The 18,179-nt window shown below is 33.1% G+C and carries 18 protein-coding genes; 11 read left to right on the forward strand and 7 right to left on the reverse strand.

Features of this window, described 5'->3' with window-relative positions:
• Positions 1–15: 15 nt before the first annotated feature.
• Both MKY00_RS09215 and MKY00_RS09220 read left to right on the forward strand, forming a co-directional pair.
• Positions 16–570 (forward strand): TlpA family protein disulfide reductase, encoded by a 555-nt coding sequence (locus MKY00_RS09215; RefSeq protein WP_000734019.1) that lies wholly within the window; start codon positions 16–18, stop codon positions 568–570.
• An 18-nt stretch (positions 571–588) separates the two neighbouring features.
• Positions 589–1,269 carry a prolipoprotein diacylglyceryl transferase family protein gene (locus tag MKY00_RS09220; RefSeq protein WP_000454859.1) on the forward strand — a complete coding sequence of 227 codons (681 nt, stop codon included), beginning with the start codon at positions 589–591 and terminating at the stop codon, positions 1,267–1,269.
• 50 nt (positions 1,270–1,319) lie between these two features.
• Here MKY00_RS09220 and MKY00_RS09225 read toward each other — a convergent pair whose 3' ends face one another.
• Positions 1,320–1,865 carry a helix-turn-helix domain-containing protein gene (locus MKY00_RS09225; protein ID WP_000427640.1) on the reverse strand — a complete coding sequence of 182 codons (546 nt, stop codon included), beginning with the start codon at positions 1,863–1,865 and terminating at the stop codon, positions 1,320–1,322.
• 265 nt (positions 1,866–2,130) lie between these two features.
• Here MKY00_RS09225 and MKY00_RS09230 point away from each other — a divergent pair, with 265 nt between their 5' ends.
• The gene (locus MKY00_RS09230) at positions 2,131–3,684 is read left to right on the forward strand and encodes an IS200/IS605 family accessory protein TnpB-related protein (RefSeq protein ID WP_080495925.1); all 1,554 of its coding nucleotides are present in this window, start codon (positions 2,131–2,133) and stop codon (positions 3,682–3,684) included.
• 247 nt (positions 3,685–3,931) lie between these two features.
• Positions 3,932–5,272, forward strand: coding sequence for a D-serine ammonia-lyase (gene dsdA, locus MKY00_RS09235; protein WP_016717118.1), 1,341 nt, complete (start codon positions 3,932–3,934; stop codon positions 5,270–5,272).
• A gap of 24 nt (positions 5,273–5,296) precedes the next feature.
• Here the strand turns inward: dsdA and MKY00_RS09240 are convergent, their stop codons facing one another.
• On the reverse strand, positions 5,297–6,001 hold the full coding sequence (locus MKY00_RS09240) for a CPBP family intramembrane glutamic endopeptidase (protein WP_016717119.1): 705 nt from the start codon (positions 5,999–6,001) through the stop codon (positions 5,297–5,299).
• A gap of 252 nt (positions 6,002–6,253) precedes the next feature.
• Here MKY00_RS09240 and MKY00_RS09245 point away from each other — a divergent pair, with 252 nt between their 5' ends.
• Positions 6,254–7,501 carry a DUF445 domain-containing protein gene (locus MKY00_RS09245; protein ID WP_016717120.1) on the forward strand — a complete coding sequence of 416 codons (1,248 nt, stop codon included), beginning with the start codon at positions 6,254–6,256 and terminating at the stop codon, positions 7,499–7,501.
• A gap of 31 nt (positions 7,502–7,532) precedes the next feature.
• On the opposite strand, the gene exsE is transcribed toward MKY00_RS09245, so the two are convergent.
• From exsE to MKY00_RS09265, 4 genes are read right to left on the reverse strand one after another with little or no spacing between them, the layout of a single operon-like run.
• Positions 7,533–8,489 (reverse strand): exosporium protein ExsE, encoded by a 957-nt coding sequence (exsE, locus tag MKY00_RS09250; RefSeq protein ID WP_016717121.1) that lies wholly within the window; start codon positions 8,487–8,489, stop codon positions 7,533–7,535.
• Positions 8,486–9,556, reverse strand: coding sequence for a hypothetical protein (locus MKY00_RS09255; RefSeq protein WP_001039094.1), 1,071 nt, complete (start codon positions 9,554–9,556; stop codon positions 8,486–8,488). Before MKY00_RS09255 ends, exsE begins: the two co-directional genes overlap by 4 nt.
• Positions 9,549–9,992 carry a hypothetical protein gene (locus tag MKY00_RS09260; protein ID WP_016717122.1) on the reverse strand — a complete coding sequence of 148 codons (444 nt, stop codon included), beginning with the start codon at positions 9,990–9,992 and terminating at the stop codon, positions 9,549–9,551. Before MKY00_RS09260 ends, MKY00_RS09255 begins: the two co-directional genes overlap by 8 nt.
• A complete protein-coding gene (locus MKY00_RS09265) occupies positions 9,989–10,471 on the reverse strand; it encodes an RNA polymerase sigma factor (protein WP_016717123.1) in 483 nt (160 codons plus the stop codon). The genes MKY00_RS09260 and MKY00_RS09265 overlap by 4 nt, the downstream gene beginning before the upstream one ends.
• Positions 10,472–10,754: 283 nt before the next feature.
• Between MKY00_RS09265 and MKY00_RS09270 the strand changes: the two genes are divergently transcribed.
• From MKY00_RS09270 to MKY00_RS09290, 5 genes are all read left to right on the forward strand, one after another.
• Positions 10,755–11,393 (forward strand): response regulator transcription factor, encoded by a 639-nt coding sequence (locus tag MKY00_RS09270; RefSeq protein WP_000694106.1) that lies wholly within the window; start codon positions 10,755–10,757, stop codon positions 11,391–11,393.
• 4 nt (positions 11,394–11,397) lie between these two features.
• The gene (locus MKY00_RS09275) at positions 11,398–12,498 is read left to right on the forward strand and encodes a sensor histidine kinase (protein ID WP_016717125.1); all 1,101 of its coding nucleotides are present in this window, start codon (positions 11,398–11,400) and stop codon (positions 12,496–12,498) included.
• Between the two features lie 123 nt (positions 12,499–12,621).
• Positions 12,622–13,560, forward strand: a complete 939-nt coding sequence (locus MKY00_RS09280) for an ABC transporter ATP-binding protein (RefSeq protein ID WP_001093843.1) — start codon at positions 12,622–12,624, stop codon at positions 13,558–13,560.
• Between the two features lie 37 nt (positions 13,561–13,597).
• The gene (locus MKY00_RS09285) at positions 13,598–14,707 is read left to right on the forward strand and encodes an ABC transporter permease (RefSeq protein ID WP_016717126.1); all 1,110 of its coding nucleotides are present in this window, start codon (positions 13,598–13,600) and stop codon (positions 14,705–14,707) included.
• Between the two features lies 1 nt (position 14,708).
• The gene (locus MKY00_RS09290; RefSeq protein WP_016717127.1) at positions 14,709–15,854 is read left to right on the forward strand and encodes an ABC transporter permease; all 1,146 of its coding nucleotides are present in this window, start codon (positions 14,709–14,711) and stop codon (positions 15,852–15,854) included.
• Positions 15,855–15,898: 44 nt separating this feature from the next.
• Here the strand turns inward: MKY00_RS09290 and MKY00_RS09295 are convergent, their stop codons facing one another.
• The gene (locus MKY00_RS09295; protein WP_016717128.1) at positions 15,899–16,837 is read right to left on the reverse strand and encodes an esterase/lipase family protein; all 939 of its coding nucleotides are present in this window, start codon (positions 16,835–16,837) and stop codon (positions 15,899–15,901) included.
• A 118-nt stretch (positions 16,838–16,955) separates the two neighbouring features.
• On the opposite strand from MKY00_RS09295, the gene cls reads away from it, so the two are divergent.
• Entirely contained in the window at positions 16,956–18,167 is a 1,212-nt protein-coding gene (gene cls / locus MKY00_RS09300; RefSeq protein ID WP_016717129.1) for a cardiolipin synthase, read from the forward strand.
• Positions 18,168–18,179: the final 12 nt, after the last annotated feature.

Genomic DNA, 18,179 nt, shown 5'->3' on the forward strand with positions numbered 1-18,179 from the left:
TTAGGAGGAAGAAAAGTGAAGAAACTAATTGTGATTATACTAGCCGGAGCACTAATTTGGGCCGGAGTGAACTTTTATAATACAAAGAAAGAAGAAAAGGAAAGAAAAGAAAAACAAGCGGAGTTACAAAAAACAGAAGTATTACCACAAGTAGGATTTAAAGCACCAAACATAACGTTAAAAGGACTAGACGGGAAGTTGTATTCGTTACATGATGCAAAGGGAAAACCGTATCTTATTAATTTTTGGGCATCATGGTGTGGTCCATGTGAAATGGAGGCACCTGACTTAGTTCGTATGTATGATAAATATAAAAAGGATGTTGAAATCTTTGCGGTAAATGCAACAATCGGAGATCCAGTGCAAGAAGCGAGCGCTTTTGCGGATCGTCACGGATTTAAGTTTCCTGTTTTACTAGATATGGACGGAGTAGCTGGATTAGACTATAAAGTATTTTCTTTACCAACGACGTTTTTTGTTAATAAAGATGGCATTATCGTAGAGCAAGTACGAGGCGTATTACCTCCAGATCAATTAGAAGAGAAATTTAAGAAATTAATTGAGAGTTAAAGAGGGGATTTTGTATTAATGGAGTGGATCGTGAGGTTACAACCCGTATCTCTTATAATTGGAAGTCTATTTGGATTTATGTTGATGAAACGAAAGATGAAGAAACAAAGTGTACCATATGAAAAAATGATGGATGCAGTAACAAATGCTTTTCTTATCATCGTATTTTTATGGAAATTTGCACCGGCAATTTTAAATCCAGTATGGGCTATTAGGTCGCCACTGCAAGCATTATTAGCTATAGGAAGTATGAAACATATTATAGTAGGATGCATAATTGCAAGTGTATACATTGTTTGGAAAAGTAAAAAGGAGCAATTTTCACTTCGCATTTTACTTGATACATTGCCTATTGGACTATGTATGAGTATTGTTTTCTATTTTCTATTCCACCACAAAATAGGAGTACAAACGACACTGCCTTGGGGTGTGAAAGTATATGAATCTAAATTTTTATATCACCCCGTTTTTGTATACGAGATCATCCTTGCCCTGTGTCTATTGGGCTTATTATGGATGAAAAATGAAAGGCTCGGAAATGGAAAGAACATAAGTGTTTTTCTAATAGTTGAGGGTGTTGCTCATATTATTCTTTCGCTTATTAGTGAACAGAATTCGATTTTATTTGGTTTATCGATGCAGCAAATACTCAGTTTTTGTGTTCTGAGTTTAGGGATTTTGTTCGTGCCGAAAAAATAAAAATAGCCATGTACGGAGGAATCCGCACGTGGCTATTTTTATTACATCTATTAAAAAATCGGTGGAGTAACAGAAAATAAAACAATCGCATTTTTCTCAAATTGATTTACCCATTTATGTTTTAAATAAGCGGGTATTTTTACACTATCACCCGTTTCTAATATGTATTCTTCTTCATTTAAATGTAATGTGATTTTCCCTTCTAATACAAATGCTAATTCTTCACCCTTATGTTCTAGTACATTTTCTGATGAAGCTGTATTCGGCGGGACAGTCATAATCGCTGTTGCTAAATTTCCTGTGAAATCAGGTGATAGCATTTCATATGATAAATTATCGATAATCATTTTTTTACGTTTATGAGAGCGTACAATTAAATCGTCTGTATTTGTATCTTCAAGTAAAAAGCTAAATGTTGGAACATCAAGCGCTTTAGCGAGAACTTTTAATGTTTGGATAGAAGGGTTAGCAGATCCGCGTTCAATTTGACTTAACATAGATGGTGTAATATCGGCCATCTTTGCTAGTTCTTTACTCGTTAAACCTTTTTCCTTTCTTTGTTTTTCAATTTTTTTACCAATATCTATATTTTCCATAATGAAAATCTCCTTACTGATCATTAAATTATATTTAAATAAATTAAATTAAAATTAACTAAAGTGGATAATTTATGTTAAACTATATTAAAATTAATTTAATTATAATTTATTAAATCGCAAGCTACAAGGTGATGAGGAGGTAATAACAGTAAATAAGAATCTATAAAAAACTATAAAAAACTATAAAAATTTACAATTACAGGTTTTATATTTTACAGAATTCAACCTATAATATTTTCAGGTGATGAAAAGGGGGAAAAGGATGAAAACAACACGTACTTGTAAAATCAATTCTATTACAAAAGAACAAATGGAAGCTTTAATTACTTTGATCCGTACGTTCGAAAGTGCAAAACGATATAGTTTTAATCGTTTAATTGAAGGAGAAAGCGAGAAAGAATTGATTAAAAAACTACAACTTAAATATTTGTTAAACAAACGCTTTTGTGAAGATGCAGTTTTGCAAGTACAAACCATCCTTTCCTCCCAAAAAGAACTTCTTCCTGTTTACCTAGAAAACAATCAAAAAAAATTAGAAAAAACATTACAAAAAAAAGATGATTATGAAAGTGGCAGGAAAAACCCAAAAAAAGTTTCATTAGAAATGTGTCTAATTGGATTAAGAAAAAGACAACAAAAATTAGAACAAAAAATTGAAATGTATGAAACACATATTAAAAATGGAACATTACCTCCTATTATTTTTGGTGGACGGAAAAATTTCTATGAAAGAATGAAAGGTAAGATATCCAATCAAGAATGGAAAGATTTACGTACAAGGCAATTATATTCTCGCGGAGATAAAAGTAAAAAAGGGAATTTGAACATGCGCATTACAGTTGATGATTGTGGGCAAGGATGGTTAGAAATTGCAAATTCATTAGGACGAACAAATGGAAAAACAAAAAGCCCACGAATCAAAGTTCCGATTATTATTCCATATCGTTTTTATCATGAAATCACAAATGTTGTTATGGGAGAACAAATCGGTGTAAATCCAAAAGGAAAACCGATTATAGATCATCAAAAATATAGTGTAGAAATTATTCGCAAACAAAATGATTTTTATGTAAACATTACGTTTGATGAAACGGAAATAGGTCGTGTATTAGATTTTAAAGAAACACCACAATCTGATTTAATTGCAGGGATCGATGTGAATCCGGATCGAATTGCAATTAGTTTATGTACAAAACAAGGTAATTTTAAGGGTTCGAAGATCTTTTACTTACACAATCTTGATACATTTTCAACAAACAAACGCACAACAGTAATCGGACAAATCGTACAACAAATCAAAAAATGGTTAATAGAAAACAATGTAGGTGGTATTATTTTAGAGGATTTGAAATTCCGACAGTCTCATGATACTGATAAATACAGCAATCGTAAATTTCATCAATTTACGTATAAAAAAATGTTGGATAGTTTAATTCGTATGGCTCTTCGTAACGGATTTTCTGTCAAAACAGTAAATCCTGCCTATACAAGTGTGATCGGAAAATTAAAATATAGTAAAAAGTTTGGTATTAGTGTTCACGAAACCGCTGCGTTCACAATCGTAAGACGTGGATTAGGTTTCCAAGAAAGATTACCTAAAGAAGTTGTTCTATTATTAAAAAACAAAATTACAACAAAACTCCGTATTTTTGTCGCTTCAATGGAAGAAAGCGAAAAGGATACGAATACGAAAAAAGTATATAAAAAATGGCTACAAACGATTAAAACATGGAAAGATCATCACAATTGGAAATTGTGGAGTATTCTTCACAAAACTGTTTATATGAGCAATCAACAATTATTATTTAAAATTTAAATATAGAAGGGGGGTACTGGTTTATTTCTTATAACCTCTTGCATACTACTGACTTGGATGAATGGTAGTATGCAAGAAAAGACCGTTCCTAACAGGAACCTGCCGTCATTCTTTCACAATAGGTGGATGAAAAGGTCACAAATCTTACGGACAGGAAAAAGGTGAGATTCCTTTTCGGTAGTTGGCATTTGACTTGGTTCGCCAACAATTTATAGATTTTTATAAGAATTTTAAACCAGGAAGAGGAATGAAGGAAATAGAGAAATTAAAAGAGGAATATCCACTATTAAATAAATTGATTGAAACAGAAGAAGTGTTTTGGGTGAATCCGAACATGGAAAAGTATGAAACGGCAATAAAAGATTCGCCACTCAGTGAAGAGAATGTAAAAGATGCGAAGGAGAGGTTAAAGCGTTTTGCATCATACATTGCGAAAGTTTTTCCTGAAACGAAAGAGACGAAAGGCATAATTGAATCACCTTTATTGAAAATCCCTTCTATGAAACAAGCTTTAGAGAAAAATTACGAGCAACCTATTTTAGGAGAATTATTATTAAAATGTGATAGTCATCTCCCGATATCAGGATCAATTAAAGCTAGAGGCGGCATTTATGAAGTGTTGAAACATGCTGAACAATTAGCTTTGCAGCACGGTATGTTAACAGAAGAAGATGATTATTCCATTTTAGATAGTGATACATGTAGAGAGTTTTTTGCCAAATATTCAATTGCAGTCGGTTCAACAGGAAATTTAGGGCTAAGCATTGGGATTATGAGTGCGAAACTAGGTTTTAACGTAACGGTTCATATGTCAGCAGATGCGAAACAATGGAAAAAAGATTTATTAAGAAGCAAAGGTGTAAATGTTATTGAATATGAAGCTGATTACAGTAAAGCTGTAGAAGAAGGAAGAAGGCAAGCAGATGCAGATCCTAGCTGTTATTTTGTAGATGATGAAAACTCACATGATTTATTTTTAGGATACGCAGTAGCAGCCTCGCGTTTACAAAAACAATTAGAAGAGTTAGAGATTGTAGTGGATGAAGAACATCCTTTATTCGTTTATCTACCATGCGGAGTAGGGGGCGGACCTGGCGGAGTCGCATTTGGTTTAAAGTTATTGTATAAAGACAACGTACACTGTTTCTTTGCCGAGCCTACGCATTCTCCATGCATGTTACTCGGTTTAATGACAGGACTTCATGATAAAATTGCCGTTCAAGATATCGGGATTGATAATGTAACAGACGCGGACGGACTAGCGGTAGGAAGACCGTCTGGATTTGTCGGTAAAACGATAGAACCATTTTTGAGTGGAAATTACACAGTAAGTGATGAAGAGTTATATAGATTATTAAAAGAACTAGCTGATACGGAAAATATTTATTTAGAGCCTTCTGCATTAGCTGGTATGATAGGACCAGTGAAAGTATGTACAGAAGATGGGTATTTACAAAAACAACAGTTAACAGAGAAGATGAAGAAAGGTACTCATATTGTGTGGGGAACGGGAGGTAGTATGGTTCCAGAAGATGTGATGGATGGGTATTATAAAAAAGGTGAGGCATTTACGTTAAACCAAAAATGAGGCTGTAAATAGCCTCATTTTTATTTATCCCACTTTATAGGGCATATCTAAAAAAGCATGAATGAATATGGGGAGGAGTAAATTATTATTACGAGTGTAAATAAAAGCATAAAGCAAATGTCCGGCCAGACCAGCTCCTACCCAATCCCCAATTCCTTGAGAGGTGTCACCTAAAATAATCGGCATAAATGAATGGGCAATACCAAAGCATGCACATGTAAGAAATGTACCCCAAAATTTACCTAGTAGCACAACTAATCTTGGCCAAAGATATCCTCTAAATATAATTTCCTCTTCAAAACCGATATTAATTAAATAGTAGTAAAGGAAATAAAGCATTTCTAATTGAAATCCATTTATTTTTTCGTATTTATATACGTATATAAACAAAAGAAAAGCTCCGATTAAGAGAGAAGATTTCAATCCTTTTTTTCTAAAACCAATACTTGATAACGTTTGTTTCGATCTTTTAAGAATAATAAATAATAGAATTACGATAGGTATTTGGTGCAAAGTAATTCCTAAAACAGCATAAAGACGCGGATGTGAGATTGGAAAGTATGAATTTTTCATTAATGGAGAATACCAAAAGTTCATTAGAAAATAAAAGTATGCTAAATAAATAGCGATAAAGAAAATAGCGATTAGGCCATCTTTTTTGTTTAAAAACTGAAATATTTCACCTTGAAATATACTTCTTTTTAAAGTAGATAATTTGCTAGAGAACATTTTTAATCGTTCCTATCTATTATAATATTATATAGATAGTTTAACATAGAGAACTCTACAGAGGGTGTTATCATTTTGAAAAAAATGTAAAAATTAATTTGAATGATTATAAAGTGTGTGAAAGCAATACTTGTATTATTATAAATTCTTTGTTATTTTCGCATTAGTTCATTATAGTATAGATATAAAGAACTAATATCAAATAAATACAACAAAAAGCTTTATTTTACATAATAAGAGGATGTGTATACGATGTCATTACAGACTAAATATATAGCGGGTATTTCGCTTGGGGTTATGGGGGTAGGTTTTGCGGCTTCTATTCCTTTTCAAGGGTCGGTAGCTGGTGAGATTATTCAAGGTGGATTTGAAGCTGGGTTAGTTGGTGGACTTGCGGATTGGTTCGCAGTTACAGCTTTATTCCGTCATCCGATGGGAATTCCAATTCCGCATACAGCTTTGTTACCTAAAAACCGTAAACGAGTAACGAAAGGGCTCATCAATACGTTAGAAAATGAGTGGCTAACGAAAGAAAGTATTACGAATAAAGTAAAAGAAATGCAACTAGCACAAATGGTGCTGCAAATTGCAGAGAGAGAAATGCAGTCTAATGCTGTGAAAAAAGGGATTGTAACGATTGCTGAGAAGGCGATTGTTTCAATAGATACGGAAAAATTAGCGGTTATTATTGAAAAAGAATTAAAAACGTATTTGCATACAATGAATACAAGTAACATCTTACAAGTGCTTGTTGATCAATTAGTTGTGCAAGAATATGATGAGAAGACACTTGATTACATTTTAGTAAAAGTGAAAGATTGGACAGCGCAAGATGAAGCACGTTACCAGCTCGGAAGTTTAGGTATGAAGGCGATGGAAAATATAAAAGTAGATGGATTTTTACAGTTTACATTGAAGTCGTTTATGAATATTGTAGATGAAGATAAAATTGGCGGCATTTTGCAGAAATTCATTATTAGCAATATTAACAGCTTACAAGATGCGGATAATAGCACGAGACAGCTTATATTAGCAAAAATTCGTCAAGAAATTATAAATGTAAAAGAAAATGAAGCGTTACTACAAGAATTAGAAAATTGGAAAGAAAAATGGATTTCAAATTGGAATGCTACTGACAAAATTAAAGAGATGTTGGAACAAGCGCAGCAAAAAGCAGTTGCCTTTGTAAACAATGAAGAATTTGCGGATAAGTATGTTATTCCATTTTTGCAAAAACAAATGAATAAAATAAAAGATGACGAAGTGATTGTTCAAAAAATAGAAGATTGGTTACAAAAACAAGTTGTGAAGCTTGTTGAGAATAACCATTCGAAAATCGGAAAGCTTGTGCAAGAAAATCTTGATAAGTTAGATGATAAAACGTTAATTGAAATGATTGAAAATAACGTCGGTAAAGATTTACAATGGATCCGAGTAAACGGAGCTGTTTGCGGATTTATGATTGGCTTAGTGTTAGAGGGAATTAAAGCGATTATATGAGAAAAACCTTCCACAATTGTGGAAGGTTTTTTTATTTTTCAATAACACTCATATTTAAATTGTAAGCTTTCTCAATGCTTAATTTGTACGTTCCATTTCCAGTTTTAATCGAATTTTTATACCAATGTTCTTGTTCGTTTAATTCTGGATTTTCTTCTGAAGTATTCTCTTCTTTTTTCGTTAAATCTTCAACTTGTTCCCAGGGTGTGTTTCCGTGGGATTCTTTTTTGTTTGTTATGGCGATTAAAGATACATCGCTTTCTTTCGTTAAATGAACAGATACATTTGAACTTTCCTGTACAAACCAATTATTTTGTAATTGACCTGGATAAAGGGATAGTTCGTTATTTGAAGCACGAACTTCTACATTTTTATTTTGTGGAAGAACGAGTGTCGGTTTGACCTGTGGTGCGGAATTCCATAACGTATGTTGAACTGGTAATGATTTTAAAGTGATATACATTGTTTCCCCGGCTGTTTGAACGGAAAGAAAATCTTCTTGTTTTAAATTAAGTTTTTCATTAGCTTTCGTCGTCATTTCATATGTTCCAAGAAGATGAATTTGATTTGTATCATTTCCCTCTATTGTTAGAGGGTACTGTCCTGCATCCACTACAATTTTTTTGATAGATTCAGGTATATTAAGTTGTCCACTTGGAATATTACTCGTTTGGCGAGTGGTATGAATAGAATGACGAACTTCATCTAGCAATCCAGTTGATAATAAACAGTAAAAAGCAATTCCGACGCTTCCTAAAACACCGATAAAGAAAATACTAAAAATATCATATTTAATAAATGATTGTTCCTTCTTAGAAAATAGAAGGTAAAGTAAAATTTCCACGCCAAGTATAATAAGTAAAACAGGCCACCATGCTGTTAAGGAATCTAATACCTCAGTACCTTTTATAACTGAAAATAGTAAGAAGCAACCTAATGCAATAATAGAAAGCCCCATTGAAAATGTTCCAACGCGCCATGTTCTCATTCTTTCGTACCACCTTTATTTTCTTTATTTCCAAGTAACAATTTAAAGCCGCCACCAATTAAGAGGAGTGCAACGATAGATGTTTGGAAATAGCGATAATACAGCTCGCTAAGATGAATGTTAAATATAGTTGCGAAGTAATCATTCAAAATAGGAAGGACTGTTTGATCTAATAAATAATAACCCCCGAGTGTAATTAACCCGATACCGATCCATCTTTGATGATTGATAAAATAATCAATGATAGGTTCGTCATGTACACGTTCTTTTCCATACTTTGCAGTTTGCTGTAAAGCGTCAAAGAAGCTATAGAACCAAATGATTGGTACTAAAAATAAAAACGCTGAAAGTCTTAATAAGTCAAGTAAATAGATGGAAAGTAAAAAGGCTGCCATAAGCTGGAGGCCTCGTCGCTGTAAGCCTAAATACATATGTCCCGCTCCAGGAAACATCGCTAAAATAGAAGCGAATGTTTTACTTTTCTTTCCTTGTTCACGGTGCTCTTCAAAATCTTCAAAAATAGTGCGGTCAACTAATTGCTCACCACGTTCTTTTTTCTGGAGTTGCTGAACAACATCGAAGAAATTATAAATCCATAAAACAGGTAACGTCACGAGAAAGATAAGGAAACTTTCTTGAGATGTTAAAAGGGCAACGAAAATGATCATACTTCCGATTCCTGTACAAGCTACTAAAAATGTAAGTCCACGTTGCATAAGCCCTAATTGAAAATGACCAAGTCCAGGGATGATGGAAAGAAGAATGATATAAAATCGTTCGCTCTCTTTAGAGGACTCTGTTAATTCTCCGGTTGCTTGTTTTTTCGATTGGTTAATAATCGTGATAACTAAATCTAGTAAGTTGACCACCCATAACACGGCTAGTAAAAATAGAGAAAGAAAAGCAATATCACGCGCTCCCAATGCTATTGTACAAAATGCTGCAAAGATAAATAGAAATACAGCCCCTCCGCTATATAAAATAAACCGTCCAAATTTCTTTAAATATAAATGTCCAAGCCCAGGAATTAGCCCTAATACAAGTGCTAAAAAGGGGTTTTTATTCATGCTTTGAACCTCCGTCCTTTTTTGATGTGTCTACCGATTTGTTTACAATTTGTTGTGAGATAGAAGACTCGTTATGTTTTGAAGATTTCTCGAAATTTGATGTCGCTGTGAAAATATATTGGAATAAACCACTTACCATAAAAATAATTGTAGCTGCGGTTGCAATTATGTAGTGAATAATCGTTCGCTTTAATGAGTTTGTTTTTATATTTTCATTAGGTTGTAGCGTTTTAAAATTAATTTGCGTCATAACTTCGTTCGTAAATGAATCATCATTTATCATCGGAAGGTTTTCCTGTTGTTCATCAATACTTTCCATATAAAGCGCTAAACAATGATCACATTCATAAAGATGTTCTTCCATAGATTCACGTTCATTACTTTCTATAACATCTAATGTATAATTGCGCCAATCTTCTTTTGAATAATGCATCATAGAAACTCTTCCTCCTTCCAATGTTTTTTAATCCATTTTCTTGCCCGATACAGTTTCATTTCGACTGTTTTCACTTCGATATTTTCCTGCAAAGCAATTTCGTGATAACTTTTTTCTTCTAAGTAATGTGCGAGAACGACATCACGGTAATTATGGGGAAGTTCTCTCAGTTTTTGAGCAATGAGTAATTTTTGTTCTTTCGTCAATAATAAATCCTCAATATTTTGAGAGGATTTTATATTTTCCTCAGTTTCTTTACATAAGGAGAGTTCTTCGTTTTCTCTAGCTTTTTTTCTCTTATAATCAATAGCGTGATTGGTGGCAATACGCGCCATCCACGTTTTTAATCCGCGAAATTGATAATTTGGGAGAGAGGCGTGAATTTTTACGAATACTTCTTGTGTAACATCTTTCGTATCTTCTTCATGTCTTAAAATAGAAAAGATAACTTGGAAAATATAGTGACGATATGTTTGCACAAGGATACGAAAAGCATGTTCGCTTCCTTGCTGTGCTTTTTCAATTAATTGTTTTTCCTCAATGGGTCTCTCCCTCCTTTTTGACGCAGTCTATTATATAGACGTAAAGAATGATAAGTCACCCTACACATTTTGTAAAAAAAGAATAATATATTTTTTGCAGGTGAGCTAGATGAAAAAAGGTGTGAAAAAATGGTAAAGAGAAGTATATAATGAGCAAGTAGGAAATGTTACAGGGAGAAAGGATGTGAGTGTTAGTAGGGAAAGGTCCATACTAACAAACATGAAAATTAAAATATTAATAGCAGATGATAATTCTTTTATTAGAGAAGGCATGAAAATTATTTTAAATACATATGAAGAGTTCGAAGTAGTAGATACAGTAAATGATGGGAAAGAAGCAGTGGAATATTGCAAAAAGAACGACGTTGATATCGCCCTTTTAGATGTTCGCATGCCAAATATGAACGGGGTAGAGGCGACAAAATTCATTTGCGAAGAGACGAAAACGAAACCGCTAATTTTAACGACGTTCGATGATGATGAATATATTTTGGACGCAGTGAAGAACGGGGCGAAAGGTTATTTATTAAAAAATAATGATCCAGAGCGTATTCGTGATGCGATAAAAGGAGTATATAACGGTCAAACAGTTATGCAAGATGTAGTTCTAGATAAAATTAAGTCTAATTTAATGGAAAGTAAAGAGGAAGAATGTAAAATAGATAAAAGTCTTTTTACTGAAAGAGAGCTGAGTATTATCGCATTAATTGCAAAAGGCTTTTCGAATAAAGAAATATCGAAGCAACTTTTCATATCAGAAGGAACAATTGCAAATTATATTACGTCAGTTTTAGGGAAAACTGGACTGGAACATCGTACACAAATTGCGATTTATTATTTAACAGGGAAAGTAGATTAAAGATATGGAATTTTGGTTAATTGTAAGTAAATTAATTGTATTTATATATATCGTGTTTAGTTACATTTATTTAAATGTTGCAAACTTACCATGGATTATACTGACTTTGCTTTTATATCTTTCTGTAAACGTGCTAATCTCTATATGTAAAAAAGATACGCACAAAAACATATTAACTTCTGTATCGATTGGCTTAGTTATGTTATTTACATGGAAGATTCATCCGTTCTTTATTTTGTTTTTACCATTGAACTTATATGAAATTATATTCCGTTATATAGAGAAGAAATGGCAACTCTTTCTCATTATGATGATTCCTATTATCTTTACAAATGAAAGTATTAGAATGACATATGGATTAATTGTTGCATTTTCCTTTCTCGTATTAACGATGGCAGAACGGTATATATTACGCGTATTAAAGCTTGAATCACAAAATGATCAGATGCGAAAAGATATGCAACGGCTGACGAAAAGCTTAAATGAAAATAAAGAGTATATAAGGCAATCAGAGTACACATTTAAGTTAGAAGAGAGAAATCGACTTTCTCAAGAAATTCATGATAAAATTGGCCATTCGATGACAGGTGCACTCATTCAAATGGAAGCAGCAAAGAGATTAATGGCGATAGATAAAGAAAAATCTGCTGAGTTATTACAAAATGCAATTCATATTTCGAAAGATGGAATTGAAAGCATTCGGATTACATTAAAAAATATGAAGCCACCAACTGAGCAAATTGGTATTCATCGTATGAAATTATTCATAGAGGAATTTGCCGGTAAGCATGATGTGAATATTCCTTTCGTTTATAAAGGGAACTTAGATATGATTTCTCCTATACAGTGGAAGATTATCGGTGAAAATGTCACGGAAGCATTAACAAATGCGATGAAATATGCTGATGCGACAGTCATTTCAATCGATATTCATGTACTTAACAAGATGGTAAAGGTACAAGTGAAGGATAATGGAAAAGGTGCAATGCTTGTTAAAAAAGGTCTCGGTATTATGGGGATGGAGGAACGAACGGCATCTGTAAATGGTAAAATTATTGTAGATGGAACAAGTGGTTTTTCAGTAACAATGTTGCTGCCGATATGAGAATGAATCATCTCATATGAAAAAAGTGAATAATCTCATGTGAAAAGAATGAACTTCTGCACTGAGCAGGTTCATTCTTTTTGTTTATACTAAAAGCAGAGAAACCGAAATAGGGGTGAAACGATGAATACTTTAGAAATTAAAAATTTAACGAAAAAATTTGGTGATTTCATCGCAGTTGATAATATGTCTTTATCTATTAAAGAAGGAGAAATATTTGGCTTTTTAGGATCGAATGGTGCTGGTAAAAGTACAACGATAAATATGGTTGCTGGCTTGCTAAGAAGTAATGAAGGTGAAATTAGCATACTAGGAAAAAATATAAAGAAACATAATCGATTTGCGAAGATGAATATCGGTATCGTTCCGCAAGATATTGCGATTTATGAAGAGCTAACTGCCTATGAAAATGTGAAATTCTTTGCTGGATTGTATGGGTTAAGGGGTGCTGAGTTAAAAGCGAGAGTGGAGGAAGCACTTCAATTTGTAGGGCTTAGCGATAAATATAAAAGTTATCCGAAAAACTTTTCAGGCGGGATGAAACGAAGGCTGAATATTGCTTGTGCGATTGCTCATAGACCGAAGTTAATTATTATGGATGAGCCGACAGTTGGAATTGATCCACAGTCAAGAAACTATATTCTCCAGTCTGTTCGGAAATTAAATGAAATGGGAAGCACGATTATTTATACGAGTCACTACATGGAAGAGGTAGAAGAGATTTGTACGAAAATCGCAATTGTTGATCACGGTAAAGTAATTGCAGAGGGCACGAAAGAACAGTTAAAAGCGATTATTACGGATACGAAAGACATTTGGATTGAAGTGAAGTCAGTAGAAAATTTAGATGTAGAACAGTTAAAAGAAATAAATGGAGTGAAAGCTGTTCAAATTGATGAGAATGTAATTAAAGTAAACTCGGATGCAGGGTTAAACAATTTAAATAAAATTATTCAGCACTTCATTAATCATGACATTGAAATTCGTTCGTTAGAGGAGCAGGCTCCAAACTTAGAAACAGTATTCCTTACGTTGACTGGAAGAAACTTACGAGATAAATAAAAGGTAAATGAAGAAAAGGTAAAGGGAGGTTCATCCATTGAACATCTTCAATATTGCAATTATGCATATGAAAAGAGATTTCAGAGACGTAAGAACTTTAGTTTTTATGTTAGCTTTTCCGATTGTGCTTATGCTTGTATTAGGTACAGCATTAACAAACGCATTTAATAGTGATAGTCATTCAATTAAAGATATACAGGTGCTATATAAAGATGAAGCGAGTAGCACGTTTTCTCAAGCATTTGAAGCATTTGTGAAAGAAGCTGATAAATCGGGTATTCATTTTAAAAAAGCTTCTGAAGGTATAGATGGGAAGGAAGCAGTGAAGCAAAATAAATATGCTGCTTATGTAGAATTAAATAAAGATGGCGCAAAATTGTACGGAAGTGACAAAAGTAGTATTGAGGGAAGTATTGTGGAAGGCATGCTTACAACGTTTGTTGATAAGTACAATGTAGCAGCCGAAGTTGCAAAAGTAGATCCTAGTAAGGTGAGCGCAGTTATTTCAAATGGAAATCATAATGATTATATAAAAGAAACATCTTTACAAGCTGCGAAAAAGCCAGGTTCTATGGATTACTATGCAGTTGTAATGACGACGATGATTGCGCTATATGCAGCGATGGGAGCCAGTTCTTTAATTCGAGGAGAACGAATACGTAAAACAGGAGATCGTCTCATTGCTGCGCCTATAAGTAAGGCTGAAATATTCATTGGAAAAATACTTGGGAGCCTAGTAGCAAATGCTCTGTGCATATTGCTTGTCATGTTATTTAGTAAATTTGTTTTTCAAGCGAATTGGGGCGACCATCTTGGAATTATATTTATTATTTTATTAACACAGGTTTTTCTAGCAATTAGCTTCGGTTTAGGGATCGGATATATTACGAAAACAGCTGAAGCATCGAGAGCAATTATTATGGTAGTCGTGCAATTAGCTTCTATTTTTGGTGGTGCATATTTCGTAGTAGAAGAAAATTTCGTTACGAATTTATCACCATTAACGTGGGCAAATACAGCTGTTATGAAAATTATCTACGCGAATGATGTTGGGGCAGCACTGCCGGTAATAGGTTTAAACCTTGGAATTTCGGCACTCTTTTTATTAATTGCAATTATTGCATTACGTAGACGGGAGGGGCTATAGTATGAAAGATATTTTATGGCTCATACAAAAAACGTTATCTGTACTTTTGAAAAATAAAAAAAGTTTATTTATTATTATTAGCTTGCCAATAATAGGAACGCTCATCGCCTTTTCGGAATACGGAAATGTAGGGCAAGGAACGTTAAATATCGGGGTTATAAATAAAGAAAATCAACCTATAGCAAATGATACAGTGAAATTTTTAGAAGGATTAAAGCATGTAAATGTAAGTAAGATTAAAGATTCTGAAGTAGAAGATAAACTCACTTCAAAAAAACTTGATGGTGTTATTACATTAGATTCTGGTTTTTCCGAAAGTGTTCGAGAAGGGAAACCTGATCATATTGAAATTTCATCGATTAAAGGTGATCAAGTAACAGGATTTATAAGGTCCTATTTATATAATTATATTGATAATATAGCAGCGATTAGTAAAGTTGCAGGAACAGATCAAAGCACATTTGATACTATGTACGCAGGGTATCAAAAAAGTGCATTTAAAATGAAAACTGAAACATTAGAAGATACTTCGAAAAATAAAGATATGACAACCCAAACGATAGGTTACCTTATTATGTTTATGTTGTTTTCAGCAGCGAATTTATCGGGTCATATTTTAAAAGAAAAAGAGAATAGAACATATTTTAGACTCTTATCAACACCGATAGACGGAAAGAAGTTCATATTATCTAATGTTGGGGTAAATATGATGATACTAACAGTACAAATTCTAATTACAACTTTATTCCTAACGAATGTTTTTCATACGAATATCAATATGCCTTTCATAGTGATGTTGGGCGTACTCATGTTATTTGCTTTAATAGCAATTGGAATATCATTAGTCCTTGTCGCTTTTTCGAAAAACTCAGCGTCAGCAAATGCAATGCAAAATATGATTATTGTACCGACATGTTTACTGGCTGGATGTTATTTCCCGTATGACATTATGCCAAAAGCGGTACAAAAAGTAGCTAATTTCCTTCCGCAGCGCTGGTTATTAGACACGATAGCAAAACTACAGCAAGGAATTCCATTCGCTGAGTTGTATTTAAATATTTTCATTTTATTCGCTTTTGCAATTGCATTCTTCTTAATTGCGATTTATAAATTTGGAAGAAATAATGATGCGAGGAACTTTGTTTAACAAAAAAAGGTGTGGCGTAGTGCTCACCTTTTTTGTTTTGTAATTTAGAGTATCTTTTGTAATATAGGAATGCTTTTGTAGAGCACTTCGTTATGTGAAGCATGCACAACACATTTATTTCCCTCTAGGAGAAAAACGCTATGTAAAATAGCGTTCCCGTCACCATGTTTTGTAAGCATATCACCGACGACTTTGCCGTCTGTCCATTTCAGACTAGAATATGAAGGAACGACTTGTAAATATTGAATGGTTTCCTCTCCATCTCCAGCAATGAGTGTAGTTTCAATATTTCTTTTTTGTATCATAAATCTATTTTTATTTAAATTATCGAGGAAAGGGTTTTTCGTTTTCATTTTACTATAAGGAATAAATGTAATTGAAGATCCAGATTTTATAAATAAATAATTCCCGTAATCTTTACACGGAATAACATCTTGTAATCCTGGAAAGTAAAGATGTATCGCCTCAACTGTATTCATGTTATATAAGGTGCTTAAGTAGTTAATGTATTGTTCCATATAAAAATGAACGATATTTATTTTAGAAGAGGCATGGACAGGGAGACTACCTCCAGTCCAATAACTATAATTTGCCGGAGATCCAGCGCTTGGTGTACAGAGTATGATAAGTTGATTTACATCATTTTTATATTCTTCACTTTGAACGTAAGAACGTCCAAGAAGTCCTCCCATACTATGACAGATTAGATTTAGTTTATCGCGCCCTGTAATTTTTTTAGCATAAGCAATCGTTTGTAATAAATATTTTTGTGTAGAAAAAATAATCCGCTGACGCCAGTCATAAAAACAAATAAATAGGTTTTTATTTCGTTCATAGCCCATACTTTCTAACATCAAAATAAATGGCTCATAAACAAATGCAGATAGTCCGAAGCTCCAATCACCAGTACCCGGAATAATAATATTATTCATTGAACCGAAAAGTCCAGGGACAAAAACAATAGGTGTTTTTCCTTTTCTCATATTCTTCGCTCCTTTACCTGTTTAACATCGATGAAAATGAAGAAATACATTCCGTATGAAAATATATTTAAATGAAACACTACAGAGTAGAATGTAATTTGAGCGGAAGGAAATTAAAATGATTAAAAAAATATTGCGAGTTACTTCTATTATTGTTGCTATTGTTGTTTTTATTTTAATTTGCATGCATATCGATGTTACCTTAGGTAGAAAAATGGAAGCCGGGAAAAACATGCCGACAGAGTATGCACTTCATTATAGTGACTTTCAATTATATGTAGAAGGGAAGTCATTTTATAAACAGTTATTTACTGATATAAGAGAGGCGAAGAGATCTATTTATACGTACTTTTTTATTTTGTCAGATGATAAAAGTAGCCATACTTTTTTAAATTTATTAAAAGAGAAGGCAAAAGAAGGAGTAAACGTCTATTTATCAGTGGATCGGATTAATGATTTATCATTTGAAAGAAAGATGATAAGTGAATTGCGGGAAAGTGGTGTACATTTTACATATAGTAGAAAACCTGAATTACCATTCGGGTTTTATTCACTTCACCATCGTAATCATCGCCGTATTACGACGATTGATGGAGAGATTGGTTATACGGGTGGTTTTAATATAGGGGATGAGTACTTAGGAAAAGATAAACGATTTGGATATTGGCGTGACTATCATGTGCGACTTAAAGGAGAAGGAGCAAAAGATTTAGAAGAACAATTCGCTTTAGATTGGAAACGAGATACGAAAGAAGAGATAAAAAGAAGTACGAATAAAGCGAGTAAAGGGAATACATTACATACGATGGCTAGTTACAATGGACATCACGTCGCTGAAAAATATATAGAATTAATAAAAGAAGCAAAGCATTCAATTGTCATTACAACACCTTACTTTATAGCCAAAAATAAAGAAGTAATGAATGCTTTAATGGAAGCAAAAAAACGTGGAGTTACTGTAAAAATACTTTGGTCATATAAACCAGATATTCCTCTTATTAAAGAGGCGGCGTATCCGTATATTCGCCAAGCTGTTAATAATGGAATTAAAGTATATGGTTATAAAAAAGGGATGTTTCATGGCAAATTAATGCTTATTGATAATGAACTAACTGTTATTGGTACGACAAATTTTACTTCGCGAAGTTTCAATATAAATGATGAAATGAATTTGTATATTCATGGTGGTTCAATTGTAGGACAAGTTAATGAGGCGTTAACGGAGGATTTTCATAATTCAAAAGAAATGACGAAAGAATTTTTTGAGAAGTTATCGTTTTGGGAGCGTTGTAAGGAAAAGTTGGGGGGATTGGCTGATTTTTATTTCTAAAGTTTAAAGAAA

The organism is Bacillus sp. FSL R9-9834 (assembly GCF_038006905.1).
Taxonomy (GTDB): Bacteria; Bacillota; Bacilli; order Bacillales; family Bacillaceae_G; genus Bacillus_A; species Bacillus_A pacificus.

Coding starts and splice junctions, on each gene's coding strand:
- MKY00_RS09220 (WP_000454859.1), top strand. CDS start 589: ATGGAGTGGATCGTGAGGTTACAACCCGTATCTCTTATAATTGGAAGT.
- MKY00_RS09225 (WP_000427640.1), bottom strand. CDS start 1,865: ATGGAAAATATAGATATTGGTAAAAAAATTGAAAAACAAAGAAAGGAA.
- MKY00_RS09230 (WP_080495925.1), top strand. CDS start 2,131: ATGAAAACAACACGTACTTGTAAAATCAATTCTATTACAAAAGAACAA.
- dsdA (WP_016717118.1), top strand. CDS start 3,932: ATGAAGGAAATAGAGAAATTAAAAGAGGAATATCCACTATTAAATAAA.
- MKY00_RS09240 (WP_016717119.1), bottom strand. CDS start 6,001: ATGTTCTCTAGCAAATTATCTACTTTAAAAAGAAGTATATTTCAAGGT.
- MKY00_RS09245 (WP_016717120.1), top strand. CDS start 6,254: ATGTCATTACAGACTAAATATATAGCGGGTATTTCGCTTGGGGTTATG.
- exsE (WP_016717121.1), bottom strand. CDS start 8,489: ATGAGAACATGGCGCGTTGGAACATTTTCAATGGGGCTTTCTATTATT.
- MKY00_RS09255 (WP_001039094.1), bottom strand. CDS start 9,556: ATGAATAAAAACCCCTTTTTAGCACTTGTATTAGGGCTAATTCCTGGG.
- MKY00_RS09260 (WP_016717122.1), bottom strand. CDS start 9,992: ATGATGCATTATTCAAAAGAAGATTGGCGCAATTATACATTAGATGTT.
- MKY00_RS09270 (WP_000694106.1), top strand. CDS start 10,755: ATGAAAATTAAAATATTAATAGCAGATGATAATTCTTTTATTAGAGAA.
- MKY00_RS09275 (WP_016717125.1), top strand. CDS start 11,398: ATGGAATTTTGGTTAATTGTAAGTAAATTAATTGTATTTATATATATC.
- MKY00_RS09280 (WP_001093843.1), top strand. CDS start 12,622: ATGAATACTTTAGAAATTAAAAATTTAACGAAAAAATTTGGTGATTTC.
- MKY00_RS09290 (WP_016717127.1), top strand. CDS start 14,709: ATGAAAGATATTTTATGGCTCATACAAAAAACGTTATCTGTACTTTTG.
- MKY00_RS09295 (WP_016717128.1), bottom strand. CDS start 16,837: ATGAGAAAAGGAAAAACACCTATTGTTTTTGTCCCTGGACTTTTCGGT.
- cls (WP_016717129.1), top strand. CDS start 16,956: ATGATTAAAAAAATATTGCGAGTTACTTCTATTATTGTTGCTATTGTT.